The organism is Nocardiopsis endophytica, from assembly GCF_027706725.1.
Classification (GTDB): domain Bacteria; phylum Actinomycetota; class Actinomycetes; order Streptosporangiales; family Streptosporangiaceae; genus Nocardiopsis_A; species Nocardiopsis_A endophytica.
The window spans coordinates 1-20374 of the sequence record NZ_JAQFWQ010000093.1 but is presented as its reverse complement, the minus strand read 5'-3'; the positions used below and the strand labels follow the sequence as shown (position 1 = coordinate 20374).

At 72.6% G+C, this 20374-nt stretch carries 18 protein-coding genes; 15 read left to right on the top strand and 3 right to left on the bottom strand.

Going from position 1 to position 20374, the window contains the following annotated elements; genetic code table 11:
• The first annotated feature begins 64 nt into the window (after positions 1-64).
• The 5 genes from O4J56_RS24655 to O4J56_RS24635 all read left to right on the top strand — a co-directional run bounded on the left by O4J56_RS24655 (position 65) and on the right by O4J56_RS24635 (position 5830).
• On the top strand, positions 65-1105 hold the full coding sequence (locus O4J56_RS24655; RefSeq protein WP_270689057.1) for a TerC family protein: 1041 nt from the start codon (positions 65-67) through the stop codon (positions 1103-1105).
• A gap of 272 nt (positions 1106-1377) precedes the next feature.
• Positions 1378-4212, top strand: coding sequence for an excinuclease ABC subunit UvrA (gene uvrA, locus O4J56_RS24650; RefSeq protein WP_270689055.1), 2835 nt, complete (start codon positions 1378-1380; stop codon positions 4210-4212).
• A gap of 21 nt (positions 4213-4233) precedes the next feature.
• The gene (locus O4J56_RS24645) at positions 4234-4743 is read left to right on the top strand and encodes an RDD family protein (RefSeq protein ID WP_270689054.1); all 510 of its coding nucleotides are present in this window, start codon (positions 4234-4236) and stop codon (positions 4741-4743) included.
• Positions 4740-5261, top strand: a complete 522-nt coding sequence (locus tag O4J56_RS24640; RefSeq protein WP_270689052.1) for an RDD family protein — start codon at positions 4740-4742, stop codon at positions 5259-5261. The genes O4J56_RS24645 and O4J56_RS24640 overlap by 4 nt, the downstream gene beginning before the upstream one ends.
• Positions 5262-5422: 161 nt before the next feature.
• The gene (locus tag O4J56_RS24635) at positions 5423-5830 is read left to right on the top strand and encodes a Rieske (2Fe-2S) protein (RefSeq protein ID WP_270689064.1); all 408 of its coding nucleotides are present in this window, start codon (positions 5423-5425) and stop codon (positions 5828-5830) included.
• 102 nt (positions 5831-5932) lie between these two features.
• Here O4J56_RS24635 and O4J56_RS24630 read toward each other — a convergent pair whose 3' ends face one another.
• On the bottom strand, positions 5933-7156 hold the full coding sequence (locus O4J56_RS24630; protein ID WP_270689050.1) for a mechanosensitive ion channel family protein: 1224 nt from the start codon (positions 7154-7156) through the stop codon (positions 5933-5935).
• Between the two features lie 154 nt (positions 7157-7310).
• On the opposite strand from O4J56_RS24630, the gene uvrC reads away from it, so the two are divergent.
• The 9 genes from uvrC to O4J56_RS24585 all read left to right on the top strand — a co-directional run bounded on the left by uvrC (position 7311) and on the right by O4J56_RS24585 (position 16554).
• The gene (gene uvrC / locus O4J56_RS24625) at positions 7311-9293 is read left to right on the top strand and encodes an excinuclease ABC subunit UvrC (protein WP_270689048.1); all 1983 of its coding nucleotides are present in this window, start codon (positions 7311-7313) and stop codon (positions 9291-9293) included.
• A gap of 4 nt (positions 9294-9297) precedes the next feature.
• The gene (gene rapZ / locus O4J56_RS24620) at positions 9298-10182 is read left to right on the top strand and encodes an RNase adapter RapZ (RefSeq protein WP_270689047.1); all 885 of its coding nucleotides are present in this window, start codon (positions 9298-9300) and stop codon (positions 10180-10182) included.
• Between the two features lie 84 nt (positions 10183-10266).
• Positions 10267-11256: a gluconeogenesis factor YvcK family protein gene (locus tag O4J56_RS24615; protein WP_270689063.1), complete on the top strand. Its 990-nt coding sequence runs from the start codon at positions 10267-10269 to the stop codon at positions 11254-11256.
• A 40-nt stretch (positions 11257-11296) separates the two neighbouring features.
• On the top strand, positions 11297-12277 hold the full coding sequence (gene whiA, locus O4J56_RS24610; protein ID WP_270689046.1) for a DNA-binding protein WhiA: 981 nt from the start codon (positions 11297-11299) through the stop codon (positions 12275-12277).
• 235 nt (positions 12278-12512) lie between these two features.
• On the top strand, positions 12513-13517 hold the full coding sequence (gene gap, locus O4J56_RS24605; protein WP_270689045.1) for a type I glyceraldehyde-3-phosphate dehydrogenase: 1005 nt from the start codon (positions 12513-12515) through the stop codon (positions 13515-13517).
• Positions 13518-13601: 84 nt separating this feature from the next.
• Positions 13602-14789 carry a phosphoglycerate kinase gene (locus tag O4J56_RS24600; RefSeq protein ID WP_270689044.1) on the top strand — a complete coding sequence of 396 codons (1188 nt, stop codon included), beginning with the start codon at positions 13602-13604 and terminating at the stop codon, positions 14787-14789.
• Between the two features lie 15 nt (positions 14790-14804).
• Positions 14805-15587 carry a triose-phosphate isomerase gene (gene tpiA, locus O4J56_RS24595; RefSeq protein ID WP_270689042.1) on the top strand — a complete coding sequence of 261 codons (783 nt, stop codon included), beginning with the start codon at positions 14805-14807 and terminating at the stop codon, positions 15585-15587.
• A 249-nt stretch (positions 15588-15836) separates the two neighbouring features.
• The gene (gene secG / locus O4J56_RS24590) at positions 15837-16073 is read left to right on the top strand and encodes a preprotein translocase subunit SecG (protein WP_270689040.1); all 237 of its coding nucleotides are present in this window, start codon (positions 15837-15839) and stop codon (positions 16071-16073) included.
• Between the two features lie 88 nt (positions 16074-16161).
• Complete coding sequence (locus tag O4J56_RS24585) at positions 16162-16554, top strand: RNA polymerase-binding protein RbpA (RefSeq protein WP_270689039.1); 393 nt, start codon at positions 16162-16164, stop codon at positions 16552-16554.
• A gap of 478 nt (positions 16555-17032) precedes the next feature.
• On the opposite strand, the gene O4J56_RS24580 is transcribed toward O4J56_RS24585, so the two are convergent.
• Together O4J56_RS24580 and O4J56_RS24575 are read right to left on the bottom strand one after the other, a co-directional pair.
• Entirely contained in the window at positions 17033-17797 is a 765-nt protein-coding gene (locus O4J56_RS24580) for an IclR family transcriptional regulator (protein WP_270689038.1), read from the bottom strand.
• A 150-nt stretch (positions 17798-17947) separates the two neighbouring features.
• Positions 17948-18139: a hypothetical protein gene (locus O4J56_RS24575; RefSeq protein WP_270689036.1), complete on the bottom strand. Its 192-nt coding sequence runs from the start codon at positions 18137-18139 to the stop codon at positions 17948-17950.
• Between the two features lie 73 nt (positions 18140-18212).
• Between O4J56_RS24575 and O4J56_RS24570 the strand changes: the two genes are divergently transcribed.
• Positions 18213-19151 carry a LysR family transcriptional regulator gene (locus O4J56_RS24570; RefSeq protein ID WP_270689034.1) on the top strand — a complete coding sequence of 313 codons (939 nt, stop codon included), beginning with the start codon at positions 18213-18215 and terminating at the stop codon, positions 19149-19151.
• Positions 19152-20374: the final 1223 nt, after the last annotated feature.

The window sequence follows — 20374 nt, the reverse complement described above, 5'->3', positions numbered from 1 at the left end:
CGGGAGAGACCTCCGGTTGGCAAGCGTGCCCGATGAACGGGCCCTTCGACCGGAGGAGAACTCCATGGACGTCCCCACCTGGGTGTGGTTCGCCACCATCGGCGCGATGGTCGCCATCCTCGCCGTCGACCTCGCGATCGTCGACCACCCGTGGAGCAAGAAGAGCGGGCCCAAAGAGTTCGGCATGAAGCAGGCCGCCTGGTGGGCCGCCTTCTACATGGCCATCGCGGTCATCTTCGGCTTCGGCCTCTGGTACTTCGGCGGCGCCACCGCCGCGGGCGAGTACTTCGCCGGGTTCATCACCGAGAAGAGCCTGAGCGTCGACAACCTCTTCGTCTTCTACCTCATCATCGGCGCCTTCGCCGTCCCCAAGAAGTACCAGCACGAGGTGCTCCTGGTCGGCATCGTCATCGCGCTCGTCATGCGCGGCATCTTCATCGCCGTGGGCGCCCAGGCCATCAACGCCTGGAGCGAGGTCTTCTACCTCTTCGGCGCCTTCCTCATCTACACCGCGATCAAGATCGTCCGCGACCACATGAAGGGCGACGACGAGGACGAGGACTACTCCGACAGCTTCGCCGTGCGCATGGTGCGCAAGGTCTGGCCGGTGGCCGACGACTACCACGGCGCCAGGCTCACCGTCCGGCTGAACGGCCGCCGCCACGTCACCCCGATGCTGATGGTGATCGTCGCGATCGGCGTCACCGACCTGGTCTTCGCCGTCGACTCCATCCCGGCGATCTTCGGCCTCACCCAGGACGCCTACATCGTCTTCACCGCCAACGCCTTCGCCCTGCTGGGGCTGCGCCAGCTCTACTTCCTGCTGGCCGGGCTGATGGACCGCCTCGTCTACATCAGCTGGGGCCTGTCGGTCATCATGGCCTTCATCGGTGTGAAGATGATCCTGCACGCCCTGCACGAGAACGGGGTGCACGTCCCCGAGATCGGCATCGCCACCTCGCTGACCGTCATCATCGGCGTGATGGCCGTCACCATCATCGCCAGCCTGCTCAAGTCCCGCGGCGCCCCGAAGGGTGAGGCCTCCGCGGGCGGCGGCCCGGGCGACGGCGACGCCGAGGGCGTCTCGGCCGACCGCACCACCTGAGCGGGCCGGTCCGCCGCGGCGGCTGCCGCTCGAACGGCTGTTCGTCTATAGTTGGTGGCGCCCGCCGGTCCGGCGGGCGCCACGACGCGTTCCCCGGCCCGGAAGAATCCCCGCCCGCGACGCGTTGACCAGGAAGGCCACGGCCCTCGCGGGGCTCTCGCGCGAACGTCGCCCGGACGTCACCGACCCCCCCTTAGGCTTGAGGGCCACAGCCTTCGACGTCCCCGCGCGCCCACCGGCGCGCCCGTGCCGATACCGGCGGATGGAGCGACATGGCCGATCAGTTGGTGATCCGGGGTGCCCGCGAGCACAACCTCAAGGACGTCTCGCTCGACCTGCCCCGGGACGCGATGATCGTCTTCACCGGGCTGTCCGGGTCGGGCAAGTCCTCGCTGGCCTTCGACACCATCTTCGCCGAGGGGCAGCGGCGCTACGTGGAGTCGCTGTCGGCCTACGCCCGCCAGTTCCTGGGCCAGATGGACAAGCCCGACGTCGACTTCATCGAGGGCCTGTCCCCGGCGGTGTCCATCGACCAGAAGTCGACCAGCCGCAACCCGCGCTCCACCGTCGGCACCATCACCGAGGTCTACGACTACCTGCGCCTGCTGTGGTCGCGCATCGGCGTCCCGCACTGCCCCGAGTGCGGCCGCGAGATCGCCCGCCAGACCCCGCAGCAGATCGTCGACCGGGTCATGGAGCTGCCCGAGGGCACCCGCTTCCAGGTGCTGGCCCCCCTGGTGAGGGGCCGCAAGGGCGAGTACGCCGAGCTCTTCAAGGACCTCCAGGCCAAGGGCTACACCCGGGCCGTGGTCGACGGCGCGGCCGTCCGCCTCGACGAGGCGCCGACCCTCAAGAAGACCGAGAAGCACGACATCTCGGTCGTCGTCGACCGCCTCACCGTCAAGGCCTCGGCCGCCAAGCGCCTCACCGACTCGGTCGAGACCGCCCTCAAGCTGGCCGGCGGCACCATCGTGCTCGACTTCGTCGACGCCGAGCAGGGGACGGCCGACCGCGAGAAGGTCTTCTCCGAGCACCTGTACTGCCCCTACGACGACCTGTCGTTCGAGGAGCTGGAGCCGCGCTCCTTCTCCTTCAACTCCCCCTACGGCGCCTGCCCCGAGTGCGCCGGGCTGGGCACACGCATGGAGGTCGACCCCGAGCTGGTCGTGCCCGACCCGGAGAAGTCCCTCAACGAGGGCGCCCTCTCCCCGTGGGCGGGAGGCCACGCCGCCGAGTACTTCGGCCGCCTCATGCAGGCCGTGGCCGACGCCATGGGCTTCGACCTGGACACCCCCTGGGAGCGGCTGCCGCGCAAGGCCCGCAAGGCGCTGCTGGAGGGCCACGACACCCAGGTGCACGTGCGCTACCGCAACCGGTACGGCCGCACGCGCTCCTACTACACCTCCTACGAGGGCGTGATCCCCTGGATCAAGCGCCGCCACTCCGAGAGCGAGAGCGACTTCAGCCGCGAGCGGCTGGAGGGCTACATGCGCACCGTGCCCTGCGACGCCTGCGACGGCAAGCGCCTCAAGCCCGTGGTGCTCGCGGTCAAGGTCGGCGGCGCCTCCATCTCCGAGGTGGCCGCGCTGCCCCTGGACGAGGCCGCCGCGTTCCTGCGCGAGCTGGACCTGAGCGAGCGCGACCGGGCCATCGCCGCCCAGGTGCTCAAGGAGATCAGCGCCCGCCTGGGCTTCCTGCTCGACGTCGGCCTGGACTACCTGAGCCTGGAGCGCCCGGCCGGGTCGCTCTCCGGCGGGGAGGCCCAGCGCATCCGGCTGGCCACGCAGATCGGCTCGGGCCTGGTGGGCGTGCTCTACGTCCTGGACGAGCCCTCCATCGGGCTGCACCAGCGGGACAACTTCCGGCTGCTGGAGACGCTGCAGCGGCTCCGCGACATCGGCAACACCCTGATCGTCGTCGAGCACGACGAGGACACCATCCGCGCCGCCGACTGGGTGGTCGACATCGGCCCCGGCGCCGGCGAGCACGGCGGGTCCGTGGTGGTCTCGGGCACCGTCAAGGAGCTGCTGGACAGCCCCGACTCGGCCACCGGCGACTACCTGTCCAAGCGCCGCGAGATCGCGGTGCCGCCGGTGCGGCGCCCCCGCACCAAGGGCCGCGAGCTGGTCGTGCGCGGCGCCCGGGAGAACAACCTCAAGGGCATCGACGCCGCCTTCCCGCTGGGCGTGTTCACCGCCGTCACCGGCGTGTCCGGGTCGGGCAAGTCCACCCTGGTCAACGAGATCCTGTACAAGGTGCTGGCCAAGGAGCTGCAGGGCGCCCGCGCGGTGCCCGGCCGCCACGTCCGGGTCAACGGGCTGAACCAGGTCGACAAGGTCGTGCACGTCGACCAGAGCCCCATCGGGCGCACCCCGCGCTCCAACCCGGCCACCTACACCGGCGTGTGGGACCACATCCGCAAGCTGTTCGCCCAGACCACCGAGGCCAAGGTGCGCGGCTACCAGCCGGGCCGGTTCTCCTTCAACGTCAAGGGCGGCCGCTGCGAGGCCTGCTCCGGCGACGGCACGCTCAAGATCGAGATGCAGTTCCTGCCGGACGTGTACGTCCCCTGCGAGGTGTGCCACGGGGCGCGCTTCAACCGGGAGACCCTGGACGTGCACTACAAGGGCAAGAACATCGCCGAGGTCCTCGACATGACCATCGAGGAGGCGCTGGAGTTCTTCGAGCCCATCACCGCCATCCGGCGGCACATGCAGACCCTCAACGACGTGGGGCTGGGGTACGTGCGGCTGGGCCAGCCCGCGACGACCCTGTCCGGCGGCGAGGCCCAGCGCGTCAAGCTCGCCACCGAGCTGCAGCGCCGCTCCACCGGCCGCACCGTCTACGTGCTGGACGAGCCCACCACCGGCCTGCACTTCGAGGACGTGCGCAAGCTGCTGGGCGTGCTGAACCGGCTGGCCGACGCGGGCAACTCGGTCATCGTCATCGAGCACAACCTGGACGTGATCAAGACCGCCGACCACATCATCGACATGGGCCCCGAGGGCGGCTCGGGCGGCGGCACCGTGGTGGCCGAGGGCACCCCCGAGGAGGTCGCTCAGGTGCCGGCCTCCTACACCGGGCGCTTCCTCGCCGAGATCCTCTGAGCGCGCCGCTAGGCTGAGCGCGTGGAGGACACCGAGGACACGGAGAAGACCGGTGCGCCGGGGGAGTGGGCGCTGTTCGGACGGCGGGTCGTCGCCCGCGTGGTGGACCTGGTCATCGCCACCGGCATCCAACTGGCGGTCACCGCCGGGCTGGACCTCGTCCTGCCCGGCGGGGCGGACGCGGCCGACCCCACGGTGGTCGGGGCCGTCGCCCTGTCGGTGGCCGCCTTCGCGGTCTACGCCGGGTACGAGGTGGTGCTGACCGGCGTGTACGGCGCCACCCCCGGCAAGCTGATGGCCAAGGTGCGCCTGGACCCCGTCCCGCCCGAGCCCAAGGCGGTGCTGATCCGCTCGGCCGTGCTCTTCGGGTACCTGCTGGTCTACTACATCCCGCTGCTCAACCTGGTCGCGCTGATGGCGTCGGTCTACGCGGTGTTCTCGGCGCTGATCGACCGGCCGGGCCACCGCGGCATGCACGACAGGCTCGCCGGAACGAGCGTCGTGCAGCGGCTCGGTAGGGTCGGACCATGAGCCATGCTCCGTCCTGGGCGCCGTCGCGCTCCCCGCTCGCCCCCTGGGGGCCGCGCTTCCTCGCCCGCCTGATCGACATCCTGGTGGTCGCCCTGCCGGCGCTGCTCGTCGGCGCGGTGCTCGGGCTGATGATGACCGGGATCGTCGCGCTGGGCGGCGGGGGCGGCCTGCAGTCCCGGTTCTTCATCCTCACCTCCGTGGCGGCGTTCGTGGTGGGCACCTCCTACGAGGCGGTGTCGGTCACCCGGTGGCGTATGACCCTGGGCATGCGCATCCTGGGGCTGCGGGTGGGCCCACTGTCCGCCGGGGGCTACCCCGGCCCGCTCCCCGTCCTGGCGTCGGTGGCGCGCGGCGCACTGCTGTGGCTCCCGCTGGTCTTCGCGTTCTCCGTACCGACCATGTGGACCCTGTCCCTGGTCGCCCTGGTGCTGTTCGGCCTGTGGCCGCTGTGGGACCGGCCCAACCGCCAGGGCCTCCACGACAAGGTCGCCGGAACGGTGGTGCTCAGCGCCGGCTGAGCCCCTCGCGCGCCCCGCGCCCGGCCCCGCCCCCACCCCCGTTCGCGGCACCCCGCCGCCGGTATTAGATTGGCGGAGGCATAAAGGACTACGCCGCGTAGTAGAAGACGCGGTGTCGGGGAGAGGAGCCGTGCATGGGCGCGGGGGGATCGTGCTGCGGGATGACGCGGCGGCGGATGCTCGGGACCGCCGGGGCGGCCGGGGCGGCCGCGCTGGGCGCCGCCGGGTGCGGGGGCCGGGACGAGCCCGAGCCGCAGGACGCCCTCATGGGCGACGTCGTGGCCCAGACCGGTGACGTCCCCGAGGGCGGCGGCACCGTCATCGTGCGCGGCAAGCTGGTGCTCACCCAGCCGGAGAAGGGCGAGTACCGCGCCTTCAGCGCCGTGTGCACGCACTCGGGGTGCACCATCCAGGAGGTGGAGAAGGACATCCACTGCCTGTGCCACGGCAGCAGGTTCGACCTGTCCACGGGCGAGCCCGTGCAGGGCCCGGCCACCGAGCCGCTCAAGCGCTTCGAGATCACGGTGGACGGCACCGACATCACCCTGGAGGGCGAGCAGGGGGCCTGACGCGGCCCGCTGCCGGCCTCGGCGGAGGCGCGGCCGGATCGGCCGGGACCGCCGCGTCCTCGTCGGGGCCGCCGTCCTCGCCGGAGCCGTCGGCGGAGAGGGCTAGATGCCCCCGTCGTCGCCGCCCCCGTCGTCTCCGCCGTCGTCGGACCCGTCCTGGCGGCGGCCGCCACCGCTGAGCGGCCCGTCCGGGGCCTGGGCCGACCGGCCCCGCCCTCCGATCGCCGCGGAGAAGACGGCGGCCCTGCCGTTCTCGCCCTCCTCGGAGCGCAGCGCGCGCTCGGCCGCCTCGCCGTCGGCGCCGATGAACTCGGTGCGGCGGCGCGGCAGCGCCTCGGGGAAGTGCTCGGCGATGTAGGTGATCAGGTGCTCGCGCAGGTCGCAGCACAGGTCCCAGCGCGCGTCGGAGTCGGCGGTGGTGACCACGGCGCGCAGCTGCACGGCCCCTTCGAGCACGTCGGTGGCCTGCACCGACCAGCGGCGCCCGTCCCACAGCGGGTGCGCCGTGACGAAGGCGCCCACCTCGCGGCGGATCTCCTCGATCGGCACCTCCCAGTCCACCTGGAGCATCACCGTCCCGGTGATCTCGGTGCCGTGCTTGGTCCAGTTCTCGAAGGGCTTGCTGGTGAAGTCGGCGACCGGCACCACCAGCCGCCGCTCGTCCCAGATGCGCAGGGTGACGTGGGTGAGGCTGACCTCCTCGACCCGGCCCCACTCGCCCTCGAACACGATGATGTCGTTGATCCGCAGCGCGTCGCCGAAGGTGAGCTGGAGCCCGGCGAACAGGTTGCCCAGGGTCGACTGGGCGGCGATGCCGGCCACGATGCCGATCACGCCCGCCGAGGTGAGCAGCCCGGCCCCGAGGAGGCGCACCGAGTCGAAGGTGAACAGCACGGCCGCGGTGGCGATCACCACGATGACGCCGGTCACCACGCGCCGGGTCAGCCGCACCTGGGTGCGCAGCCGGCGGGCGCGCCGGTCGGCGTCGCCGTTGCTGTCGGCGAGCTTGGCCAGCACCGCGTCGGTGACCGCGTAGGCCGCCGAGGTCGCCAGCCAGGTGATGCCGATGATCATGGCGATGGCCAGCGCGTGCGTGATCGGCCCGTACAGCGAGCGGTCCTCCATCTCGGAGACGCTCGGCAGCGAGAGGTTCACTCCGATCGCGGCCGCGGCGACGTACGCCGAGTAGCGGCAGCGGTTCACCAGGTACTCGGCCAGGGTCCAGACCTTGGAGAGCTGGTGGGTCAGCAGCCAGTGCACGACCGCAACGAGACCCGTCGCCACCAGCACCGATATCGCGATGCCCGTCCACTGCATGAGGTCCACGGCTCAGTCGCCCTTCCTTTCCGGGGTCCCCGACCAACCTAGGGCATCCGGATGCTGAATCGTGACGTTTGGGACCGTGTATACCGTGGAGCCCGACATGACGGGTGTTCCGGGCGATTGGTCGAACGTCCCCGGGGCCGACCACAATGGAGCCATGACGGTCCGACCCCATCTGCGCCCCAGCCCGGGTTCGATCCCGACCTCGCCCGGGGTATACCGCTTCCGTGACGAGCACGGGCGGGTCATCTACGTGGGCAAGGCGAAGAACCTGCGCGCGCGGCTCTCCTCCTATTTCCAGGACTTCGCCGCGCTCCACCCCCGCACGCAGACCATGGTCTCCACCGCCGCCGACCTCGACTGGACGGTCGTGGGCACCGAGGTGGAGGCCCTCCAGCTGGAGTACTCCTGGATCAAGGAGTACGACCCCCGCTTCAACGTCAAGTACCGCGACGACAAGAGCTACCCCTACCTGGCCGTCACCATGGGCGACGAGTACCCCCGGGTGCAGGTCATGCGGGGGGCCAAGCGCAAGGGGGTGCGCTACTTCGGCCCCTACGGCCACGCCTGGGCCATCCGGGAGACCGTCGACCTGCTGCTGCGCGTGTTCCCGGTGCGGACCTGCTCGGCGGGGGTGTTCCGGAGCGCCCGCAACAGCGGCCGCCCCTGCCTGCTGGGCTACATCGGCAAGTGCGCGGCCCCCTGCACCGGGCGGATCGGCGCCGAGGAGCACCGGGAGCTGGCCGAGGACTTCTGCTCCTTCATGGCCGGGGACACCGGGCGCTTCATCCGCGCCCTGGAGGGCTCCATGCGCGAGGCCGCCCTGGAGCAGGAGTACGAGCGCGCCGCGCGCATCCGCGACGACCTGGAGGCGCTGCGCACCGCGCTGGAGAAGCAGTCGGTGGTGCTCTCCGACTCCACCGACTGCGACGTCATCGCCTTCGCCGAGGACCCCCTGGAGGCCGCGGTCCAGGTCTTCTACGTGCGCGGGGGCCGCATCCGCGGGCGCCGCGGCTGGGTCGTGGACAAGGTCGAGGACGTGGGCACCGGCGGCCTCGTCGAGCGCTTCCTCGCCCAGGCCTACGGCGGCGGGGACGCGGGCGGGTCGGACGGCCCCTCGGGCCCGGGCGTGCCGCGCGAGGTCCTCGTCTCGGCCGAGCCCGCCGACCGCGACGCGGTCACGGCCTGGCTCGCGGAGCTGCGGGGGGCGCGGGTCGACCTGCGGGTACCCCAGAGGGGCGACAAGAAGACCCTGCTGGAGACCGTGGGCAAGAACGCGGAGCAGGCCCTGGCCCGGCACAAGACGCAGCGGGCCGGGGACCTGACCACGCGCAGCCGCGCCCTGCAGGAGATCCAGGAGGCCCTGGACCTCGCCGAGGCGCCGCTGCGCATCGAGTGCTACGACATCTCCAACCTGATGGGCGAGCACGTGGTGGCCTCCATGGTGGTCTTCGAGGACGGCCTGGCGCGCAAGCGCGAGTACCGGCGCTTCTCCATCCGCGGCACCGCCAAGGGCGACCGGGAGCAGCACGACGTCGCCTCCATGTACGAGGTGATCCACCGCCGCTTCAGCCGCTACCTGGAGGAGGGCCGCAAGAGCGGCGAGCTGGCCACCATGGGCGAGGAGGGGCCCGGCCGGGGCGCGCCGCCCGAGGGGGAGGGGTCGGCCCCCGGCAAGTTCGCCTACCCGCCTAACCTTGTGGTGGTGGACGGGGCCCGCCCGCAGGCGGAGGCGGCCCGCCGTGCGCTGGACGACCTGGGCATCGACGACGTCGCGGTGTGCGGCCTGGCCAAGCGGCTGGAGGAGGTCTGGCTGCCCGGCGAGGAGGACCCGGTGATCCTGCCGCGCGCGGGGGAGGGCCTGTACCTGCTGCAGCGGGTGCGCGACGAGGCGCACCGCTTCGCCATCTCCTACCACCGCAAGAAGCGCTCCGCGGCGCTGACCGGAAGCGCGCTGGACGACGTCCCGGGGCTGGGCCCGGCCCGCCGCAACGCGCTGCTCAAGCACTTCGGCTCCGTCAAGAAGCTCAAGGCGGCCGACCCGGACGAGATCGCACAGGTGCCGGGGGTGGGCCGGGCCACCGCCGAGGCCGTGCACGCCCACCTCAACGGTGGACAGGAACGCAACGATGGGGGATGACCTGATGGCGGAGGGACTCAGTGCGGAGCTGCCGCCGGAGATCGTGATCGTCACCGGCATGTCCGGGGCGGGCCGCAGCACCGCCGCCCGGGCCCTGGAGGACCTGGACTGGTTCGTGGTGGACAACCTGCCGCCCGGACTGCTGCCCACCATGATCGAGCTGGCCGGGCGCACCCGCGGCGCGGTGCCCCGGGTGTCGGCCGTGGTGGACGTGCGCTCCATGGCCTTCACCGAGGACCTGCTGTCCACGGTGGAGGCGCTGCGCTCGCGCGGGATCGCCGCCCGTGTGGTGTTCCTAGAGGCCAGCGACGAGGCGCTGGTGCGCCGGTTCGAGAGCGTGCGCCGCCCGCACCCCCTGCAGGGGGAGGGGCGGCTGACCGACGGCATCGCCCGCGAGCGCGAGACGCTGCGCGCCATCAGAGGCGAGGCCGACCTGGTGATCGACACCTCGCAGAGCAACGTGCACCAGCTCAAGGCCAAGGTGATCGGATTCTTCGGGGAGGCCGAGGAGGCCAAGCCGCGCGCCAACGTGGTCTCCTTCGGGTTCAAGCACGGCCTGCCGGTCGACGCCGACCTGGTGCTGGACTGCCGCTTCCTGCCCAACCCGCACTGGGTGCCCGAGCTGCGCCCGCTCAACGGGCGGGACGGGCCGGTGCGCGAGTACGTGCTGGCGCAGAACGGCGCCAAGGAGATGCTGGACGCCTACACCGAGGTGCTGCGCCTGCTCATCGAGGGCTACCGGCGCGAGGGCAAGCACTACATGACGCTGGCGGTGGGCTGCACCGGCGGCAAGCACCGCAGCGTCGCCATGGCCGAGCGCTTCGGCGAGATCCTCGGCGAGGAGGGCGTGGAGGTGCACGTCGTGCACCGCGACGTCGGACGCGAGTAGCCCGTGGAGGCGGGCGCGGGCGGCGGCGGGGGCGTCGGATCGCGCACCCTCCCGGGGGTGCTTACCATTGGGCCGGTGACGAACATGGGAGCAGGCGCGCGGACCGGTCCGCCCGACGACGACGGGCCGCCGCCCCGGGTGGTGGCGCTGGGCGGCGGGCACGGGCTGTCGGCGTCCCTGCAGGCGCTGCGCCGGGTGACCACCGATCTGACCGCCGTGGTCACCGTCGCCGACGACGGCGGGTCGAGCGGGCGGCTCCGGCGCGAACTGGGGGTGCTGCCCCCCGGCGACCTGCGGATGGCGCTGGCGGCGCTGTGCGGCGACGACGAGTGGGGCCACACCTGGAGCGAGGTGGTCCAGCACCGGTTCCGCAGCGAAGGGGAGCTGCACGGGCACGCCGTGGGCAACCTGCTGATCGTCGCGCTGTGGGAGCTGCTGGGCGACTCGGTGGCCGGGCTGGACTGGGTGGGCCAGCTGCTCGGGGCGCACGGCCGGGTGCTGCCGATGTCGTCGGTGCCGCTGGACATCGCCGCCGAGGTGGAGGGGGCCGACCCCGCGCGCCCCGGCGAGGTGGTGACCGTGCGCGGGCAGGTGGCCTGCGCGAGCACCGGCGGGCGGGTGCGCTCGATCTCCCTGCTGCCCGAGGCGCCCCCGGCCTCCCCGCAGGCGGTCAAGGCGGTGCACGAGGCCGACTGGGTCGTCTTCGGCCCGGGGTCGTGGTTCACCAGCGTGCTGCCGCACCTGCTGGTCCCGGACCTGGCGCGGGCGCTGGTCGACACCGAGGCGCGGCGGGTGGTGGCGCTCAACCTGTCCCCGCAGCGGGGCGAGACCGACGGGTTCCGGCCCGAGACCTACCTCGAGGTGCTCGAGGAGCACGCCCCCGAGCTGGGGGTGGACGTGGTGCTGGCCGACCGGTCGGTGGTGCAGGACGCCGGGCCGCTGCGGGAGGCGGCGGCGCGGCTGGGCGGCGAGCTCGTGCTCGGCGACGTGGCGTTCGGCGACGGCACCCCCCGCCACGACCCGGACCGCCTGGCGGCCGTGTTCGACCGGGTGTTCCGGGGCGCGGACCAGTAGTCTGCCAGGGTAGACGAGTTCCAGGGGGAGGACCGCATCCATGGCGATGACCGGCGTGGTCAAGGACGAGCTGAGCCGGCTGTCGGTGCTCAAACCGTGCTGCCGCAAGGCCGAGGTCTCCACGATCCTGCGCTTCACCGGGGGGCTGCACCTGGTCGGCGGGCGGATCGTGATCGAGGCCGAACTGGACACCGGGGCGGCCGCCCGCCGGTTGCGCAAGGACGTCTCCGAGGTCTTCGGCCACGAGTCCGAGGTGGTGGTCCTGGCCCCGAGCGGGCTGCGCAAGGGCAACCGCTACGTGGTGCGGGTGATCAAGGACGGCGAGAGCCTGGCCCGGCAGACCGGCCTGATCGACAACAACGGGCGGCCGGTGCGCGGGCTGCCGCGGCACGTGGTGGCCGGGGGCGCCTGCGACGCCGAGTCGGCCTGGCGGGGGGCGTTCATCGCGCACGGGTCGCTGACCGAGCCGGGGCGGTCGATGTCGCTGGAGGTCACCTGCCCGGGCCCGGAGGCGGCGCTGGCCCTGGTGGGGGCGGCCCGGCGGCTCAAGGTGCACGCCAAGGCGCGCGAGGTGCGCGGCGTGGACCGGGTGGTGGTGCGCGACGGCGACTCCATCGGGGCGCTGCTCACCCTGCTGGGGGCCCACCAGAGCGTGCTGGCCTGGGAGGAGCGGCGGATGCGCCGCGAGGTGCGGGCCACCGCCAACCGGCTGGCCAACTTCGACGACGCCAACCTGCGGCGCAGCGCCCGGGCGGCGGTGGCCGCGGGCGCGCGGGTGGAGCGGGCGCTGGAGATCCTCGGCGAGGAGGCCCCCGACCACCTGGTCGCGGCCGGGCGGCTGCGCCTGCAGCACAAGCAGGCCTCGCTGGAGGAGCTGGGCCAGCTGTCCACGCCCCCGCTGACCAAGGACGCCATCGCCGGGCGGATCCGGCGGCTGCTGGCCATGGCCGACAAGCGCGCGTGTGACCTTGGTATCCCCGGCACCGACGCCAACCTGACCCCCGACATGCTCGTCCCCTGAGCGTGTGAATCGGTGTGAAGGAATCAGAATTCTTCCCGGTCACCCCGGGTGCGGGTGTTCGCGTTTGTGAGGGGCGGGCGGCCTGCGAAAACTTCTGAAAATGGTCTAGTCCTCTGGTCCTGGGCGGTGCCACACTGGGCCCGGCGCCGCGGCGGGGCGATAGGCTCGGGCCGCGAGGACACCACCCCCCGGCGCACTATCCGCCCGCGCGAATTACGTGAGGAGACTGGTTACCGTGACCATCCGTGTAGGCGTGAACGGTTTCGGCCGGATCGGCCGCAACTTCTGGCGCGCCGCCCAGGCCGCCGGCAGCGAGGTCGAGATCGTCGCGGTGAACGACCTCACCGACAACGCCACCCTGGCGCACCTGCTCAAGTACGACTCGGTGCTGGGCACCCTGGACGGCGACGTCGAGGTCGCCGAGGACTCCATCCGGGTCGGCAACACCACGATCAAGACGCTGGAGCAGCGCGACCCGGCCCAGCTGCCCTGGGGCGAGCTCGGCGTCGACGTCGTCATCGAGTCGACCGGCCGCTTCACCAACGCCGAGGACGCCAAGAAGCACATCCAGGCCGGCGCCAAGAAGGTGATCGTCTCCGCCCCGGCCAAGGGTGAGGACATGACCGTGGTCATGGGCGTCAACGACGACAAGTACGACCCGGCGAAGCACCACGTCGTCTCCAACGCCTCGTGCACCACCAACTGCGTGGCGCCGATGGCCAAGGTCCTCCTCGACTCCTTCGGGATCAAGAAGGGCCTGATGACGACGGTCCACGCCTACACCAACGACCAGGTCATCCTGGACTTCCCGCACAAGGACCTGCGCCGGGCCCGCGCCGCGGCCACCAACATCATCCCGACCAGCACGGGCGCCGCCAAGGCCACCGCCCTGGTGCTGCCCGAGCTCAAGGGCAAGCTGGACGGCATGGCCATGCGCGTCCCGGTGCCGGACGGCTCCGTGACCGACCTGGTCGTCGAGCTGGAGCGGGACGTCACCGCCGAGGAGGTCAACGCCGCGTTCAAGGCCGCCGCCGACGGCCCGCTGAAGAACGTGCTGCGCTACACCGCCGACCCGATCGTCTCCTCCGACATCGTCGGCACCTCGCCCTCGTGCACCTTCGACTCCGCGCTCACCATGGCCTTCGGCAACACGGTCAAGATCGTGGGCTGGTACGACAACGAGTGGGGCTACTCCAACCGCCTCGTCGACGCCGCCAAGCTGGTCGGCACCGGCCTGTAGGGGCTCACCCGGGCGGCGCGCTCCCCACGGGGCGCGCCGCCCGGCCCTGTTCCACCCACCCACGATCCGACAACGGAGAAGAGCATGCGGACGATCGACGACCTCGACGTCGCGGGCAAGCGGGTGTTCGTCCGGTCCGACCTGAACGTGCCCCTCGACGGCGGGCGCATCACCGACGACGGCCGGATCCGGGCCGCCCTGCCCACGATCGAGAAGCTGCGCGGCCGCGGCGCCCGGGTGGTCGTCGCCGCCCACCTGGGCCGCCCCAAGGGCGCCCCGGACCCCGCCTACACGCTGCGCCCCGTCTCCGAGCGCCTCGGAGAGCTGCTGGGCGCCCCGGTCGCCTTCGCTGAGGACACCGCAGGCGACTCCGCCCGCGCCACCGTCGGCGGCCTGGCCGACGGGGACGTGGCGCTGCTGGAGAACCTGCGCTTCGAGGCGGGCGAGACCAGCAAGGACGACGCCGAGCGGGGCGCGTTCGCCGACCGCCTGGCCGGCCTGGCCGACCTGTACGTGGGCGACGGCTTCGGCGCGGTGCACCGCAAGCACGCCAGCGTCTACGACCTGCCGCAGCGGCTGCCGCACGCCGTCGGCGGGCTGGTGCTGGCCGAGGTGCAGGTGCTGCGCCGCCTCACCGAGGAGCCGCAGCGCCCCTACACCGTCGTGCTCGGCGGCGCCAAGGTCTCCGACAAGCTGGGCGTCATCGCCAACCTGCTGGGCACCGCCGACCGCCTGGTCATCGGCGGCGGCATGGCCTACACCTTCCTCAAGGCCAAGGGGTACGAGGTCGGGTCCAGCCTGCTGGAGGCCGACCAGGTCGACACCGTCGCCGGGTACCTGCGCGACGCCGAGGAGCGCGGCGTGGAGATCGTGCTGCCGGTCGACGTGGTGGCCGCCGAGTCGTTCTCGGCCGACGCCCCGCACGGGCCGGTCGCGGTCGAGGCCATCCCCGCCGAGCGGATGGGCCTGGACATCGGGCCGCGCAGCGCCGGGCTGTTCGCCGAGAAGGTGCGCGACAGCCGCACCGTCTTCTGGAACGGGCCCATGGGCGTGTTCGAGATGGAGCCCTACTCCCACGGCACCCGCGCCCTGGCGCAGGCGCTCGTCGACTCGCCCGCCTTCACCGTCGTCGGCGGCGGCGACTCGGCCGCGGCCGTGCGCGCCCTCGGCTTCGACGAGGAGCGCTTCGGCCACATCTCCACCGGCGGCGGCGCCAGCCTGGAGTACCTGGAGGGCAGGTCCCTTCCGGGCATCGAGGCCCTTCAGGACTGAGAGGAAAGCACGGACATGGCACAGCCCGAGCGCAAGCCGCTCATCGCCGGCAACTGGAAGATGAACAACAACCACCTCGAGGCGATCGCGCTGGTGCAGAAGCTGGCCTTCGCCCTCGACGCCGCGGACTACGACCGCGCCGAGGTGGTCGTCCTGCCGCCCTTCACCGACCTGCGCAGCGTGCAGACCCTGGTGGACGGCGACAAGCTCAGCATCGGCTACGGCGCCCAGGACATCTCCCGGCACGAGAAGGGCGCCTACACCGGAGAGGTGTCCGGCCCCATGCTCGCCAAGCTGGGGTGCTCCTACGTGCTGGCCGGGCACTCCGAGCGGCGCGAGTACCACGCCGAGGACGACGCGCTGGTCAACGCCAAGGTGAAGGCGGCGTTCGCGCACGCCATCACCCCGATCCTGTGCGTGGGCGAGGGGCTGGAGGTGCGCAAGGCGTCGAACCACGTCGCGCACACCGCCGAGCAGGTGCGCAAGGCCGTCGACGGGCTGACCGCCGAGCAGGTCGAGCGCCTGGTCGTGGCCTACGAGCCGGTGTGGGCCATCGGCACCGGCGAGGTCGCCACCCCCGACGACGCCCAGGAGGTGTGCGGGGCCGCGGTCCGCTCCACCCTCGCCGACCTGTACGACGAGGCCACCGCCGCCAGGACGCGGGTCCTCTACGGCGGGTCGGTCAAGCCCGACAACATCGCCGGGATCATGGACATGGCCGACATCGACGGCGCCCTGGTGGGCGGCGCGAGCCTGAAGGCCGACGACTTCGCCAAGCTGGTGCGGCTGGGCAAGTGACCCCGCGGGCGTCGCCGGATGCCCACACCCGGTGACGCCCGGAGTGCGGGGCGCGCTACACTTCCCCGGAGGCTCCGCCTCCTGGCGTACGCGCGCCCCGCGTTCGCGTTAGAATTCCAGATACTGTCCCCGGTCCCTCCTCCGCCGGGCCGCCGGCCCCGCCGGTGTCCCAGCCGAGCGGCGAGCATGCGGGTCTCGGGACCCAAGGTCGTCAATTCCCCACGTCGGGGTCGAGATACGGGTGAGCGTGTGATCCTCGGTCTGTCCATCCTCGTGATGCTCTGCAGCCTGCTGCTGGTCCTCATGGTGCTCTTGCACAAGGGCAAGGGCGGCGGCCTGTCCGACCTCTTCGGGGGCGGCGTCACCTCCTCCCTCGGCGGATCGTCGGTGGTGGAGCGCAACCTGGACCGGATCACCGTCGTGACGGCCCTGGTCTGGATCATCGCGATCGTCGTCCTCGGCCTGCTCATCAACCGGGGCGCCTGAACACTTGCGCCGCGCCCGCCCCCGGGCGCGCGATTCGTCTCAACTCCGCCCCGCCTTCGGCGGGGCGTGTCCGCCGAAGGAGAGTTCCGTGGGTAGTGGCAGCGCCATCCGTGGCAGCCGCGTGGGCGCCGGCCCGATGGGCGAGGCCGAGCGCGGCGAGTCCGCGCCGCGCATCCGGGTCCCGTTCTACTGCGCCAACAAGCACGAGGTCGTGCCGAGCTTCTCGAACGAGGCCGCGGTCCCCGAGGAGTGGGACTGCCCCCGGTGCGGGTTCCCCGCCGGGAAGGACCCGGAGAACCCGCCGTCCCCGCCGCGGACCGAGCCCTACAAGACGCACCTGGCCTACGTGAAGGAGCGCCGCAGCGAGGAGGACGGCAAGGCGATCCTGGAGGAGGCGCTGGCCAAGCTCCGCGCCGAGCGCGCCGAGATCCGCGCCGAGATGGAGGCCAACGCCAAGGCGAAGGCCAAGGCCGGGCGCTGAGGCCGGTCCGCCGGCCGGACACGGGCGGCGCCATCGGGCCGCGCGCCGGGACCGGGCCCAGGCGAAGGCCGGGCCCAGGCCGCGCGAGAGCCCGACGACGACCCCAGGACGGGGACCCCGAGCGGGGTCCCCGTCCTTCGTCGTACGGCATTGCTTTGCCTGGGCCGCGCTCGCGCCGCGCTTCGGTTTCGCTTGGCTGCGTTCCGGCCGTGCTGGGCCGCTCTTCGGTCCCGGCTGGGCTCCGCTTCGGCCGTGCTGGGCCGCGCTTCGGTCCCGGCTGGGCTCCGCTTCGGCCGTGCTGGGCCGCGCTTCGGTCCCGGCTGGGCCGCGCTCCGGCCGTGCTAGGCCGCTCTTCGGTCCCGGCTGGGCTCCGCTTCGGCTGTGCTGGGCCGCTCTTCGGTCCCGATTGGGCCGCGCTCCGGCTTCGCCTGTCAGGCCTTCGGTCCTGCCTGTCGGTCCTGCCTGTCGGTCCTGCCTGTCAGGCCGTCGGCCCTCGTCCCCCCAGCCGCCGGGTCAGCTCGGCCGCCGCGTCGCGGGCGCGCGAGGCCAGGGCGGTGGGGGTGACGGGCCGTTCGGAGGGCACGGTGAGGCTGATCGCGGCGGCCGGAGCGGAGTTGTGGTCGAAGGCGGCGGCCGCCACCGAGGAGAAGCCGTCGGTGACCTGGCCCTCTTCGACCGAGTAGCCCTGGCGCCGCTCGGCGGCCAGGGTCTCGCGCAGTTCACCCGGGGCGGCGGGGCCGCGGCCGGTGCGGTCGACGAAGGACTCGGCGCCCGGGTAGAGGGCTCGCACCTGGGCGCGCGGCAGGTGCGCCAGCAGGGCGCGCCCCGAGGCGGTCAGGTGGGCGGGCAGGCGCACGCCCACGCCGGTGATCAGCGTGGGGGCGTGCGGGGGCTGCTCCTTGAGCAGGTAGAGGGTGTCGCGGCCGTGCAGGATGCCCAGGTGGGCGGTGGCGCCGGTCTCCTCGCACAGGCGGGAGAGCAGGGGGCGGGCGAGCCGTTCCAAGGGGTCGTGGCGCAGGTAGGCCGAGCCGATCTCGAAGGCGGCCACGCCCAGGCCCCACCGCTGCTCCTCGGGCAGGTGGACGACGAAGCCCTCTTCGGCGAGGGCTTCGAGGAGCTGGTAGGCGCTCGACCGCGGCAGCCCCAGTTCGGAGGCGAGGGCGGAGGCCGACACCGGCCCGGATCGCCCGGCCAGGTGCCGCAGCATCCGCAGGGCCCGGGTGGCGGCCGGTACGTGCGACATGCTCCGCATTGTCGCATGTCAGCCGGGGGACACGGTCCGGCGCCTCCACCGGTGCCCGGTCCCCGGCCGCAGGCGGCCCGACGGGCGGCGCGATCGCGGAAGGCGTGCCGGCCTCTTCGGGCCGGTGCCGTGTGTACGAGGTGCCATGGTTCACCTGACCATCGGAGGGCCGGGGTGGGCGGTGCGCACGCGCAGGCGGCCGCAGGTGCAGCGGGTGTAGAGCACGGTGCCGAAGGAGACCTGGTGGCGGGAGACCACCTGGTCCCCGCCGTCGTCCGGGCGGCCGCAGGACGGGCAGTGTGCCGGGGCGGGTGTGGTCTGGATGCGTGTCTCGATGTCCATGAGTCCAGTCTGGACGGCGGTACCGTGCAGGTCCATCTCAACTTTGTGAACGCAACCGTGTAGCATTGACTACATGATCGATGTCCGCCGTCTGCGCGTGCTGAGAGCCGTCGCCGACCATGGGACCGTCACCGCCGCCGCCGACGCCATGCACCTCACCCCCTCCGCCGTGTCCCAGCAGGTCCGTGCCCTCGGCCGCGACCTGGGCGTGGAACTGCTCGCCCCGCAGGGGCGCGGTATCCGCCTCACCTCCGAGGGGCAGGTGCTGCTGGAGCACGCCGACGCCATGGAGGAGCGCTGGGAGCGCGCCCTGGCCGACCTCGCCGCGCACGGCGAGGGCCACACCGGTGTGCTGCGGTTGACCGGCTTTCCCACCGCGGTGTCCACGCTGGCCGCCCCGGCCGCCGCCCGGCTGCGCGCGGGAGCGCCGCGGCTGTCGGTCGAGGTCGCGGAGGCGGATGGGCCGCCCGCCTACGAGGCACTGCTGTCGGGGCGGGCCGACATCGCCCTGACCGTACCGCCGCCGGATGGGCCGCCCGCCGACGACCGCCGCTTCGAGCAGCGCCTCCTGCTGCGCGAGCCGCTGGACCTGTTCGTGCCGGACGGGCATCCCCTGGCCGAACGGGCGGCGAAGGAGGAGGCGGAGGATGAGGCGGGGATCGCGCTGGCGGAGGCCGCGGGGGAGGACTGGATCGCCTCCAAGGACGAGTGCCACCAGGGGTGGGTGGTGCAGGCGGCCTGCTCGGCGGCGGGGTTCACCCCGCACTATTCCCACCGGGTGTCGGACTGGACGGGGGTGCTGGCGCTCATTCGTGCAGGACTCGGGGTGACCCTGGGCCCGCGCATGCTCCCGCTGCACGAGAGCGGAGGGGTGTCCCGCGTACGCCTGGCGGGCGAGGGGGCTCCGGGGCGCAGCATCTTCACGGTGGTGAGAAGGGGTGCCGCCGACCGCCCCGCCGTGGCCCATGGCCTGGAGGCCTTGGAGAAGGTGGCCGAGGGCCTGGCCGTCTGACCGAACCACAGGAGGAGCGCGCTTCCCGGGCGCTGCCTGCCGGGCGGTAGACCCCGAATGGTCCGGTCAGGCGGCGGCTGGGCTGGTACCCCGCTCAAGGGCCCCGGCCGGGCGGCGGCCCGCCGGGCCGTGGGGTGGAGGGCAGCGACGACGAAGGCCGGCGGCCCTCGGTGCAGCGTTGTCGGGCGCAGCGCGTGTGCGTGGTCACCGTAAATGGCAGCGACGGCGACAGCCGGGCGGTTCCCGGGCCCTGCTTGCCGTCCGGCAGGCCCCTCGCGGTCCAGGAAGGCGGTGCGGCTGGGCAGGTACCCCGCTTACGGGCGCCGGCCGGGCGGAAGACCGCCGGAGCGCAAGGCCGGAGGGGCAGCGACGACGAAGGTCCGCGGCCCTCAGGCCAGCGCTGTCGAGTGCGGCGCGTGTGCGTGGTCACCGTGATCGGCAGCGACGGCGACAGCAGGCCGGTTCCCGGGCCATGCTGGCCGTCCATCCGGCCGCTCGCGGTCCAGGAAGGCGGTGCGGCGGGCGGGGTTCGCGCTCTCCGTCGCCCGGGCCACTCTCCGGGCCCGCCCGGCGAACCCCGGCAAGTCCATGACCTGGGCAAACACTCCGCGTTAAGGGCGGAGAGAGGCGGGAAGCGCGCTCCACGACACCCGCCAGGACCCTTGGGCGACGAACACGGCGATACCAGAACGGGATTCGGGAACAGGATGCCCGGTTCGTACCTATTCAGAGGGCTCGGGTCGCCGCCCGGGGCGTCGGCACGGCCGCCCGGCCGCTCCGGCCGCGCACCCGCGGGCGGCGGTGGGCCGATATCGGCTACACGCGGTGACACTGGGCCCGGCAAACGGCCCCGGTGTGCCGTTTAGGGGCCTTTTGGAACCGAATCCCGTTCTGGTATCGCGATGACCGTGCACCCGCGCCGCCCGCGAGGCTGCTCCGGGCGTCGAACAGGGCGCCGGAGGGGGTCCGGCTCACTGGAAACCGTACAAACCGGGCGCCGTGCCGGTATGGGATCGACCGGAACCCGCCTTCCGGGCGCCCCGGGCCCCTTGGGGCCATCCTGTGTCGTAAAACCGACGCCTGATCAGCCCAAAAGCGTCGATTCCACGACGCAGGATGCCCGACCCCCTCGCCCGCTGCCCGATATGCCCGGTATGCACCGCCCGGCAGGCCCCCTCCGCGATGATCTCGGGGAACTCGGGGTTAAACCGGACACGATAAGC

What these genes read in the sequence shown, in the direction of transcription:
- O4J56_RS24570 (WP_270689034.1), top strand. Translation starts at nt 18,213, where the DNA reads ATGATCGATGTCCGCCGTCTGCGCGTGCTGAGAGCCGTCGCCGACCAT.
- whiA (WP_270689046.1), top strand. Translation starts at nt 11,297, where the DNA reads ATGGCGATGACCGGCGTGGTCAAGGACGAGCTGAGCCGGCTGTCGGTG.
- O4J56_RS24615 (WP_270689063.1), top strand. Translation starts at nt 10,267, where the DNA reads ATGGGAGCAGGCGCGCGGACCGGTCCGCCCGACGACGACGGGCCGCCG.
- rapZ (WP_270689047.1), top strand. Translation starts at nt 9,298, where the DNA reads ATGGCGGAGGGACTCAGTGCGGAGCTGCCGCCGGAGATCGTGATCGTC.
- O4J56_RS24640 (WP_270689052.1), top strand. Translation starts at nt 4,740, where the DNA reads ATGAGCCATGCTCCGTCCTGGGCGCCGTCGCGCTCCCCGCTCGCCCCC.
- O4J56_RS24635 (WP_270689064.1), top strand. Translation starts at nt 5,423, where the DNA reads ATGACGCGGCGGCGGATGCTCGGGACCGCCGGGGCGGCCGGGGCGGCC.
- tpiA (WP_270689042.1), top strand. Translation starts at nt 14,805, where the DNA reads ATGGCACAGCCCGAGCGCAAGCCGCTCATCGCCGGCAACTGGAAGATG.
- O4J56_RS24600 (WP_270689044.1), top strand. Translation starts at nt 13,602, where the DNA reads ATGCGGACGATCGACGACCTCGACGTCGCGGGCAAGCGGGTGTTCGTC.
- uvrC (WP_270689048.1), top strand. Translation starts at nt 7,311, where the DNA reads ATGACGGTCCGACCCCATCTGCGCCCCAGCCCGGGTTCGATCCCGACC.
- O4J56_RS24655 (WP_270689057.1), top strand. Translation starts at nt 65, where the DNA reads ATGGACGTCCCCACCTGGGTGTGGTTCGCCACCATCGGCGCGATGGTC.
- O4J56_RS24575 (WP_270689036.1), bottom strand. Translation starts at nt 18,139, where the DNA reads ATGGACATCGAGACACGCATCCAGACCACACCCGCCCCGGCACACTGC.
- uvrA (WP_270689055.1), top strand. Translation starts at nt 1,378, where the DNA reads ATGGCCGATCAGTTGGTGATCCGGGGTGCCCGCGAGCACAACCTCAAG.
- O4J56_RS24580 (WP_270689038.1), bottom strand. Translation starts at nt 17,797, where the DNA reads ATGTCGCACGTACCGGCCGCCACCCGGGCCCTGCGGATGCTGCGGCAC.